A 12,051-nucleotide genomic window follows, 5' to 3' on the forward strand; every position below is an offset into this window, starting at 1 on the left:
CAAGAGGCGTTCCCAATGGTCCTGCGTCCCGCCCTCGACAAGCGTCGCATCATCCTCGCCGGCACCAGCCTCGCGGCGCTCGCGCTTGCGGGCGCTGCGCACGCGGGGCCGAGCGGCGGCACGGTGAGCGCCGGGAGCGCGTCCATCGCGGGCGACGGCACCGGCCGCGTGACGGTGACGCAGACCAGCGACCGCGCCATCCTCGACTGGAACAGTTTTTCGATCGGCGCGGGCGAAAGCGCGCGGTTCATCCAGCCCGGCAGCACGTCGGTCGCCGTGAACCGCGTGACCGGCGCGGACCCCTCCTCGATCCTCGGCAGCCTCACCGCGAACGGCCGCGTCGTCCTCATCAACCGGAACGGCATCGCCTTCGGCAAGGACGCGACGGTGGACGTCGGCGGCCTCGTCGCGACGACCGCGGACATCGACCGGCAGGCCTTCATGGCGACCGGATCGCTGAACTTCTCCGGCGGCAGCCTCCCCGGCGCGTCCGTCGTCAACGAGGGCCGCATCACCGTGCGCGACGCCGGGCTCGCCGCGCTCGTCGCGCCGAGCGTCCGCAACAGCGGCACGATCGTCGCCGACCTCGATGTCAGCGGCTGGTCCTATCAGGGCATCATGGGCGCGGGCTATTTCGGCACGCGCAACGCCGACGTCGGCCTCGACGCCCTCGACGTCTTCGGCAATGCGGTCGCACTCAACGCCGCCGGCGACCGGATGGCGGTGGGCGTGGCCTATGACGACGGCACCAGCGGCGTCTCGACGGACAATTACGGCGCCGTTTATCTGTTCAGCTTCACGGACGGCAATTTTTCGGGCGGCGCGCTGCAAGGCATCATCGGCAAGGGCTACGCGGACGGCAAGAGCATCGACGTCGACATGCTCGACGCGGGGGATGCTCTTGGCGTCTCGGTTTCCCTCAATGCCGTCGGAGATTTGCTTGCCGTCGGGGCAGCCTTTGACGACGGCTCGGGAAATTCCGGGAGCAATTTCGGCGCCGTGCATCTGTTCGGCTTCACGGACGGCAATTTTTCGGGCGGCACGCATCTCGGCACGATCGGGCAGGGCTACGGCGCGGACGCGGGGAAACCGGCCAATATCGACATGGCCGACCACGTGGACTGGGGCATCGGGTCCGGTCTCGATGCCAACGACAATTTTGGTTCGTCCGTTTCGCTCAACGCGGCGGGCAACAGGCTGGCGGTAGGCGCGGTCTATGACGACGGCTTCGGCAACCCCGGCGCCATCGCATCCAACAGCGGCGCGGTCTATCTGTTCACCTTCGATCATGACAGCCAGTTCGTCGGCGGATCGCTGAGCGCTACCATCGGCTACGATTACAGCGGCGCCAACGACCTCGCACTTCCGACCGTCGCGGGCCAGAACGACGCTTTCGGCCGAAGTGTCGCGCTGAACGCCAAGGGCGACAGGCTGGCTGCCGGGGCCTTCGCCGACGACGGCTTCGGCGCCGACGGCGTTCTCAATATCGGCGCGGTTCACCTGTTCACCTTCGACGATGCGGACATGGACACCGGCTTCACCGGCGGCGCGCATGTCGGCACGATCGGCAAGAACTATGCGGGCGCAGGCGATATCGATATCGCCCCGCTCGCCAACGCGGACAACTTCGGATACGCCCTCTCGCTGAACGCGGCCGGCGACCGTCTTGCCGTGGGCTCGCCGGGCGACGACGGGTATGGAATCGACGACACGGGCCTTACCGCGCCGACCGCCTCGTCCGGCGCCATCTATCTGTTCAGTTTCACCGACGGCGATTTTTCCGGCGGCACACATCTCGGCACCGTCGGCAGCGGTTATATGGGCGCGAAGGACATCAATGTCGCACTGGACCAGCAGGACGGCTTCGGCACATCGGTCGCGCTGAACGCTGCCAGCAACCGGATGGCGTCCGGCGCCTATCTGGACGACGGGACCGGCAGCGATCCGACGGGCAACTATGGCGCCGTGCATCTGTTCAGCTTTGAGGATACGAGTTTCTCCGGCGGCAGGCAGGTCGGCATCATCGGCCACGGCTATGCCGGCATGGCCCGCGACGTGCATGTCGGCCTCGATACCGGCGACCAGTTCGGAATCGGCGTCGCGCTCAATGCGGCGGGCAACCGCCTTGCCGTCGGCGCGTCCGGCGACGACGGCTTCGGCGATCCCGGCACGACCGACAATGCCGGCGCGGTCTATCTGTTCAGCTTCACCGACGGCGACTTCAACGGCGCCGCGCTGGAAGCCATCATCGGCAGCGGCTACACGGGCGGCAAGAACATCCCCGTCGCGCTCGACACGAACGACGGGTTCGGCTCCGGCATTGCGTTCAATGCCGCCGGCGACCGGCTCGCCATCGGCGCGCACCGCGACGACGGATTCGACAATATCGGGCCCGACGGTCCCATCGACCCGGCCGATATCCCGTCCCTCACGCTCGGCAACATGGGCGCTGTGCGCCTGTTCGCGTTCGATGACGAGCATGGCGCCTTCTCGAACGGCGCGCATGTCGGCACCATCGGCTATGGCTATACCGGCGCCGGCGATCTCGACCTCGGCGCCGGCGTCGCCGACCCCGGCAACCGGCTGGACATCGGCAGCACCTTCGGTGTCTTTCTCTCGCTGAACGCCGATGGCACGCGTCTCGCCGCCGGCTCGCATGGCGACAGGGGCTACGACAACGACCAGGTCGGTACCGGCGCCGTCTACCTGTTCACTTTCGATGACGGCGACTTCACGAGCCCGACCCACGTCGGCACGATCGGCAAAGGCTATGTCGGCGACGGCGACATCGACATGTCATCCATGATCGGCATGCACGACCTCTTCGGACGCAGCGTCGCGCTGAACGCGGCGGGCGACCGCCTCGTCGCCACAGCGTCCACCGACGACGGACCCGGCGTGGACACCGCGGCCACCACCCATAATTTCGGGGCCGTCTATCTGTTCGCCTTCGCGGACGACAACGGCGCCTTTTCAGGCGGCGAGTTCAAGACGATCATCGGCCACGGCTATGTCGATACGCCCGATTACACGGGCATCGACATGTCCGCCCATATCCGCCCCGTCGACAACTTCGGCCTTGCCTCCGCTCTCAGCGCCGACGGCCGCGTCCTGGCGATCAGCGCACAGAATCACGACGGCAAGAACAACGACGCGGCGCCCGATGCGAACAGCGGCGCGGTGTTCCTGTTCCGGTTCGACGACGGCGATTTCACGAATCCGCAGCTCACGACTATCTTCGGCAGGGACTATGGCGGCACCGATTTCGGCGTGGCCGGTCTGGACGGCAACGACAATTTCGGCTTCACCGTCGCGCTGAACGGCGCGGGCACCCGCATGGCGGTGGGCACGTCCGGCGATGACGGCGCCGGCAACGCCGCGACGAATGCCGGCGCGGTGCGCCTCTTCTCCTTCTCCGGGGCGAGCGAGGGCTTCACCTACGCCGACGACGCCGGCGACACGGTGAACATCCGGGCCAGCGATCTGGCCTGGCAGTTGTCGCAAGGCACGAACCTGACGCTCCAGGCCAACAACGACATCACGGTGAACACGGCCATCGCCGTCGACAACGCGGACGGCGACGGCGGCGACCTGACGCTCCAGGCCGGGCGCAGCATCCTTCTCAACGCCGGCATCACGACGGACGGCGGCGACCTGACGCTGATCGCCAACGACGACCTCGCCAGCGGCGTCGTCAATGCCCATCGCGACGCCGGAAACGCCGTGATCACGATGGGCGCGAGTTCCTCCATCAACGCAGGCGCCGGTTCGGTCGCCATCGAGATGCGCACCGGCGCCGGCAAGACCAACAGCGGCAGCGGCGACATCACGCTGCGCGGGATCACAGCGGGGACGCTCAGCGTCACGAGCGCCGCCGTGGCAGGCGACATCCTGCTGAACGGCAACATTACCACCAGCGGCGCGCAGGACTATACGTCGGAGCGCGACGTGAAGCTGGCGGCGAGCACGACGCTCTCCGTCTCCGGCGCGGCGACCCTCGGCATCGACGCCGCGCGGCAGATGCTGCTCGGCGCGTCCTCGAAAATCGAAAACACGTTCGACGGCAACCTCACGCCGTTCGACGCCATCGTCATCGAAGCGAACCGGCGCGCCGTCGCCGCAAGCGGCTCCCTCGAAGGCATCCAGCTCAATACGGGGGCCATCATCCGTACGGCCGCGGGCGGCGCGGGCGCCATCGACCTTTCCGGCCGCGGGGGCTCATCCGATGGGCGCGGCATCAACATGATCGGCGGTTCCAAGATCGAATCGCTCGGCTCGGGCACCATCACGCTCCACGGCACCGGCGGCGCGGGAACCGCTTCGTCCAGCTACGGCGTCTTCCTCACCATCTCGTCCGAAATCATCGGCACGAATGGCGACATCGACATCATCGGCGAGGCCGTGGGTACGGGCAACGTCCCGGGGCTCTATATTTTCAACGGTTCGCAGGTCCGCACCACCGGCACCGGCAATATCACGCTCGAAGGGTCCACGGCAGGCGCTGGCGCAGGCATCTGGATCTACAGCGGCGGGGCCAGCGTGAAGACCGCCGCAGGCGACATCGGCATCACCGCGACCAGCGCCGCCGGCGGCTCTCCGGATTTCGAGATCGGCTCGGGCGGATCGCTCGGCGTTTCAGGCACGAACGACATCACCATCAATGCGGATACGGTCTCGTTCGCAGGCACGGTTTCCGGAAACGGCATCCTGACGATCCAGCCGCGCACCGACGGGCGGACGATCGGCCTTGGCGACGGCGCAGGAGACCTCGCGCTCAGCGCCATATCGCTCGCCAATATCCAGAACGGCTTCAGCGAGATCGTCATCGGCAATGCCGATGCGGGCGCCATCACCATCGGCAGCGGCCTTTCCGCCTTCGTCGACAATCTGCGCTTCCAAAGCGCCGACGCGCTTGCGATCGGCGGCACGCTCAGCGTCGGCAGCAATCGCCTGACGCTCGACGTCGCGGACGGCGGCACACAGACCGCGGCCCTCACCGCGGGCCAGTTGCTGCTGCTCAGCACGGACAGCGACTACACGTTCGATCATTCGGGCAACGCGGTCGGCACGCTCGCGGCGAGCGTCGGCGCGGGGTCGGTCCGCGTGAACAGCGGGGCCGCCGCCGCGCTCGCCGTGGGAACCATCGGCGCGACATCGGGCATCGCGGCAGACAGCGTCGACCTCAGCACCACGGACGCGGCCGCCGATATCCTGCTGAACGCAGGGGTCAGCACGCCGGGCGCACAGACCTACACGGCAGGGCGCGACGTCAAGCTCGCGGCAGGCACGACGCTTGCCGTGTCCGGCGCCGAAACCTTGACGCTCGACGCCGCGCGGCAGGTGAGCCTCGGCGCATCCGCGAAAATCGAGAACACCTACAGCACGGATCTCACAGCGTTCGACGCCATCGTCCTCACCGGCAACCGCCGGCTCGTCGCCGATGCAGGCAATCTTTCCGGAATCGATCTCGGCGCCGCTGCCGTGGTCAGGACCGCCGCGGGCGGCGCGGGCGCGATCGACATCTCCGGCCGGGGCGGCGCCACGCTCGGCCACGGCATCGCGATGGTGACGACCGCGACGGTCGAATCGCTCGGCGCCGGCGACATCACGCTGACGGGCGAAGCCGTGAACAGCGCGTCGAACTATTCGGGCGTGTTCATCGGCGGGGGCAGCGCCATTTCCTCCGTCGACGGAGATATCGAGGTGGCCGCTCTGTCGACAGGCTCGGCGGGCAACTACCCGGCGCTCTATGTCCTCGGCGGCACAAGCGCGACGATCCAGTCCTCCGGGACCGGCGGCATCACCTTACAGGGCACGCGCACGACCGGCGACGGCGAAGGCATATGGATCGGTCTTGCAGGCGCGAAGGTGCAGGCGACATCGGGCAATATCGACATCACCGCCGCCGCCGCCGTCTCGACGCGCGACGCGGTGCGGCTCGGCGGCGGCGGCCAGATCGTCACGACCGCCGGCGGCGACATCACGATCGAAGGCACGGCGGCGACCGGCGGCTCCGGCAAGGACGTGGGAACGCTGGCGTCGTCCGTGCTCGGCGGCGCGAACACCGGCGACATCACGATCAACGCCGACACCGTCGCGTTCGCGGGCTCGACCACCGGCGCAGGCACCCTCACCTTCCAGCCGCGAACCGGCGGCCGCAGCATCGGAATCGGCACAGGCGCGGGCGACCTCGGCCTATCGGCGGCAACGCTCGGGACGGTCGTGAACGGCTTTGCCGAAATCGTCATCGGCAACGCGGGCGCGGGCGCCATAACCGTCGGCACCGGCCTTGCGGCGTTCAACGACGACCTGCGCATCGTGGGCGGCAGCACGCTTTCGATCGGCGGTGCGCTCAATGTCGGCAGCAATCGCCTGACGCTGGATATCACCGGAGCGACGGGTCAAAGCGCCGCGATCACGGCCGCGAACCTTCTTTTGCTGAACGATACCGGCACCTATACGCTGACGAATACCGGGAACACGATCAGCACGCTTGCGGCCGACACGGACTCGATCGTGCTGACACACGGTGGCGCGGGCGCTCTTGCAATCGGTACGGTCGGCACGGTATCCGGCATCACCGCAACGAGCGTCGCCCTCACCGCGACGCAAGCAACCAGCAGCCTGATCTTCAACCAGGACGTCACGACCAGCGGCGCGCAAACTTACTCGGCGACACTCGGCAACATCACGGCGAACAGCGGCGCCGACCTGCTTGTAACCGGGAAAGCCGCACTTGCCCTGACGGCGGGATCACAAATCTCGATCAGCGGCGGCACATTGGAAAACGGCTACACCGGCGACACGGATTCGTTCGACGCCATCGTGCTCGCCGCCAACGACGATGCGACACCGTTCAGTTCGGCCGGCAGCAATGCCGCGATCACGCTTAAAGACGGCGCACGGATCACCACCGTCGCGGGCGGCGGCGGCGCGATCCGGATGACCGGCAAGGCCGGCACGGGGCTTTCCGACGCCATCGGCATCAGGATCGCGGACAGCACGGTCGAATCGCTGGGCGCAGGCACCGTCACCCTGGCGGGCACCGGCGGCGCGGGCGCGACGGGCGGCGGCAGGTCCGGCGTCGTCATCGGCGGCACGACAGGCTCGCGCATCGAGAGCGGCCTCGGCGACATCACCATCACCGGCATCGCCGGCGCGGCGACCTCCGGCCTCGCCAACGTCGGCGTCGACGTGGCCGGGAACTCGACGGTCGTCTCGACCGGAAGCGGCCCGGACGCGGCCGGGATCATCGTCAGCGGCACGGGCGGCGGCAGCGGCGGCTCCACGCTCAACCACGGCGTGCGCCTCGCCGGCGCGCTCGCGCTTTCCAGCGACGCCGGCGCCATCACCGTGACCGCGGCGGGCGGATCGCCCGTCTCCGGCAGCGACAACGACGGCCTCGTCCTTTCGGGCGCGGGCGCGGTCATCCAGTCCGTCAGCGGCGAGATCGTGGTCGACGCCGCCGCCGGCACCGGCGGCAAGCACCTCGACAACCTCGCGGGCAGCGGCGCGGTGGCCTCCGCCGGGCGGTGGATCATCTATCTCCCGGACCCGGACGACACCGTGTTCGGCGACCTCGCCAGCGGCAGCCTGCCGATCTGGGGACAGACCGGCGGAACGCTCCCGCCGGCCTCCGTGGGGGCCGGAAACCGCTACGTCTTCGCCCTCCAGCCGACGCTGACGGCGAGCACGGCCTTCAGCGACGACAAGGTCTACGGCGACGCCTATTCGTGGCCGACCCCGGTGTTCGGCACGCACTACGACCTGAACGGTCTCGTCGACGCCTCGGATTACGGCAACGTGTGGACGCAAGAGACGCTGGCAACCATCGGCCTCTCCGGCGCGCCCGTGCTGAGTTCGGCAGGCGCCGCCGCCGGCGCGAACGTCGCCGGCTCGCCCTACGGCATCAGCCTCGCGAACGGCACGCTGGCCAATACCGCAGGCTACCGGTTCGGCACGCCGTCCTCGACCGGCACGCTGACCGTGACACCGAAAACGCTCACCCTCACCGGCGTGACCGCGGCAGGCAAGGACTACGACGGCGACACCGACGCCGACCTTGCGGGCGGCGCCCTCGTCGGCCTCGTGGGCAGCGACGACGTGGAGTTCTCCGCCGGCACCGGCAGCTTCGCGAGCAAGAACGTCGGCACGTGGGCGGTCACAGCGAGCGGCTACGCCCTCACCGGCGACGATGCCGGGAACTACACGCTGACCCAGCCGACGGTCGCCGACGCCACGATCACGGCGAAAGCCCTCACGCTCACCGGCGTGACCGCGACCGACAAGAACTACGACGGCGACACCGACGCCGACCTTTCCGGCGGCACCCTCGTCGGCCTCGTCGGCAGCGAGGACGTAGGCTTCTCCGCCGGCACCGGCAGCTTCGCGAGCAAGAACATCGGCACGTGGACTATCACCGCCAGCGGCTACACCCTCACCGGCGATGACGCCGACAACTACACGCTGACACAGCCGACGGTCGCCGATGCAACGATCACCGCCAAGGCCCTCACGCTCACCGGCGTGACCGCGACCGACAAGGACTACGACGGCGACACCGACGCCGACCTTTCCGGCGGCACCCTCGTCGGCCTCGTCGGCAGCGAGGACGTGAGCTTCTCCGCCGGCACCGGCAGCTTCGCGAGCAAGAACATCGGCACGTGGACCATCACCGCTAGCGGTTACGCGCTGACCGGCGACGATGCCGGGAACTACATGCTGACACAGCCCAGCGTCGCCGATGCGACGATCACGGCGAAGGCGCTCACGCTGACCGGCGTCACCGCCTCCGGCAAGGACTACGACGGCGATGCGGATGCGGATCTTTCGGGCGGTGTCCTCGTCGGCGTGATCAGCGGCGACGATGTCGAATTCACTGCAGGTTCGGGACTCTTCGCCAGCAAGAACGCGGGAACGTGGAGCGTCACGGCCAGCGGCTATACACTCGGTGGCGACGACGCCGGAAACTACACGCTGACACAGCCGATCGTCGCAGACGCGACGATCACCGCCAAGGCCCTCACCCTGACCGGCGTCACCGCCGCCGGCAAGGACTACGACGGCGACACCGATGCCGACCTCTCGGGCGGCGCCCTCGTCGGCATCGTCGGCAGCGACGACGTTTCCTTCACGGCCGGAACCGGTGCGTTCGCCAGCAAGAACGTCGGAACATGGACGGTCACGGCGAGCGGCTATGCGCTGACGGGCGACGATGCCGGAAACTACACGCTGGCGCAGCCCACCGTCGCCGACGCGACGATCACGGCGAAGACGCTCACGCTGACCGGCGTGACAGCGGCAGGAAAGGACTACGACGGCGACGCCGACGCCGACCTTTCGGGCGGTACGCTCGCCGGTGTGATCGGCAGTGACGACGTGGGCTTTTCCGCGGGAATCGGCGCCTTCGCCAGCAAGAACGCGGGAACGTGGGCCGTCACGGCGAGCGGTTACGCCCTCACCGGCGACGATGCCGGGAACTACACGCTGACCCAGCCGACGGTCGCCGACGCGACGATCACGGCCAAGGCCCTCACGCTGACAGGCGTCGCCGCAGCGGACAAGGACTACGACGGGGATGATGCAGCCGACCTCTCGGGCGGGGCGCTCGTCGGCATCGTCGGCAGCGACGACGTCTCCTTCACGGGCGGAACCGGCGCCTTCGCCAGCAAGAATGCGGGCACGTGGACCGTTACCGCGACGGGCTATGCGCTGACGGGCGACGACGCCGGAAACTATACCCTCGCCCAGCCCACGGTCGCCGATGCGTCGATTTCTGCAAAGGCGCTCACGCTTTCGGGCGTCAGCGCCGCCGACAAGACGTATGACGGCGACACCGATGCCGACCTCTCGGGCGGCACGCTCGCCGGTATCGTCGGCAGCGACGATGTCGAATTCACTGCCGGATCGGGCGCGTTCGCGAGCCGGAACGCGGGAACGTGGAGCGTCACGGCCAGCGGCTACGCCCTCACCGGCGACGATGCCGGGAACTACACGCTGACCCAGCCGACCGTCGCAGACGCGACGATCACCGCCAAGGCCCTCACCCTGACCGGCGTCACCGCGGCGGGCAAGGACTACGACGGGGATGTTGACGCCGCACTTTCCGGCGGCACGCTCGCCGGTGTCGGCGGCGGCGACGATGTCGGCTTCACGGCCGGCAGCGGCAGCTTCGCGAGCCGCAATGTCGGCACGTGGAGCGTCACCGCCGCGGGATACGCGCTGACGGGCGACGATGCCGGAAACTACACGCTGGCGCAGCCCGCCATCGCCGCCGCGACGATCACGGCGAAGACGCTGACGCTGGGCGGCGTCGCGGCTGCGGACAAGGCCTATGACGGCACCACCGGCGCCGCGCTTTCCGGCGGCGCGCTCATCGGCATCGTCGTCGGCGACGACGTCGGCTTCGCGGCGGGCGCGGGCGCCTTTGCGAACCGGAACGCCGGAACATGGTCCGTCACCGTCACCGGCTACACGCTGACGGGAGACGACGCCGGGAACTATGCGATCGCGCAGCCGGTCGTCGCCGACGCGACGATCACGCCGCGCACCCTGAACGCCGCCGTCGCGGCGCTGGACAAGGTCTACGACGGCACGCGCGATGCCGTCCTCGCCTTCTCCACCGACGACATCGTGGACGGGGACACGGTGGCCTTCGATTACGAGGCCCGCTTCGCCGACAGGAACGCCGGCACGGACAAGGCGGTGAGCCTGACCGGCGGCGTGACGCTGACCGGAACCGACGCCGCGAACTACACGCTCGCGATCGACGCGGGCGCCCTCTCCGGCCTCGCGGCGGACATCTCGGCGCGAACGCTGACGGTGAGCACGGTCGCCGCGCTCGACAAGGTCTACGACGGCACCGCGTCGGCGGCCCTCGCGTTCACGACCGCGGACATTCTCTCCGGCGACGCGGTGACGTTCGCCTACACGGCGGGCTTCGCGGACAGGAATGCCGGAACCGGCAAGGGCGTCACCGCTTCCGGCGTCTCGCTCTCGGGCGCGGACGGCGGAAACTACGCGCTCGTCCTCGACGATGCGCTGCTCGCCGGGCTGACCGCCGACATCCACAGGAAGGCCCTGACGCTCGACGGCGTGGCCGCGCGCGACAAGACCTACGACGGCACCCGAAACGCCGCGCTGGATTTCACCACGGGCGGCATCGTTTCCGGCGACGACATCGGCTTCCTCTACGAGGCGCTGACGGCGGACGGAAATGCCGGAAGCGGCAAGGGCGTGACGGTCACGGACGGCGCGGTCGCGCTGGACGGCGCCGACGCGGGCAATTACGATCTCGGCTACGATCCGGCCCTGCTCGCGGGCCTCGAGATCGACATCGCCGCACGAACGCTGAACGTCACCGCCGTCACCGCGCTCGACAAGGTCTACGACGGAACCACCTCGGCCGCGCTCGTGTTCGACACGGCGGGTCTCGTCGGCGGCGACACCGTCGCGATCGACTACAGCGCCGCCTTCGCCGACAAGAACGTCGGCGTCGGGAAATCGGTGAGCGCGGAGGGAATGAGCCTCTCGGGCGACGACGCGGCGAACTACGTGCTCGCGCTCGATTCCACCCTGCTCGCCGGGCTTGCCGCCGACATCACCGCCCGCGCGCTGACGGTTTCGGACATCGCCGCGCTCGGCAAGACCTACGACGGCACGCGCGCCGCCGCGCTCGCCTTCACGTCGGACGCGGTCGCGGGCGACAATATCGCGTTCGGCTACGAGGCCCTGTTCGACGACCGGAACGCGGGCACCGGCAAGGCCGTCACCGTGACGGACGGTCTGGTCGCGCTGACGGGGGACGGATGCGGGCAACTATGTCCTCGTCGTCGATCCGGCGCTGCTCGGCGGTCTCGCCGGCGACATCGCCAAGAAAAGCCTCGTCGTCACCGATGTCGCCGGGGTCGCCAAGACCTATGACGGAAGCCGCAGCGCCGAACTCGATTTCGGGACGGACGACATCGTCGCGGGCGACGACATCGGCTTCGATTACGAGGCGCTCGCGGCGGACCGGAATGCCGGAACGGGCAAGGCCGTCACCGTCACGGG

1 protein-coding gene and 1 pseudogene are annotated in these 12,051 nt (G+C 68.8%); both read left to right on the forward strand.

Annotated elements, in window-relative coordinates:
• Positions 1-15: 15 nt before the first annotated feature.
• Positions 16-11,922: a YDG domain-containing protein gene (locus PE061_RS00645; RefSeq protein ID WP_271257317.1), complete on the forward strand. Its 11,907-nt coding sequence runs from the start codon at positions 16-18 to the stop codon at positions 11,920-11,922.
• A pseudogene (locus PE061_RS21710) lies at positions 11,867-12,037 on the forward strand (YDG domain-containing protein); the annotation flags it as partial. The gene PE061_RS00645 and the pseudogene PE061_RS21710, both read left to right, overlap by 56 nt.
• Positions 12,038-12,051: the final 14 nt, after the last annotated feature.

Origin of the sequence: Sphingosinicella microcystinivorans, from assembly GCF_027941835.1 — a bacterium.
Classification (GTDB): domain Bacteria; phylum Pseudomonadota; class Alphaproteobacteria; order Sphingomonadales; family Sphingomonadaceae; genus Sphingosinicella.

What these genes read in the sequence shown, in the direction of transcription:
- PE061_RS00645 (WP_271257317.1), top strand. Translation starts at nt 16, where the DNA reads ATGGTCCTGCGTCCCGCCCTCGACAAGCGTCGCATCATCCTCGCCGGC.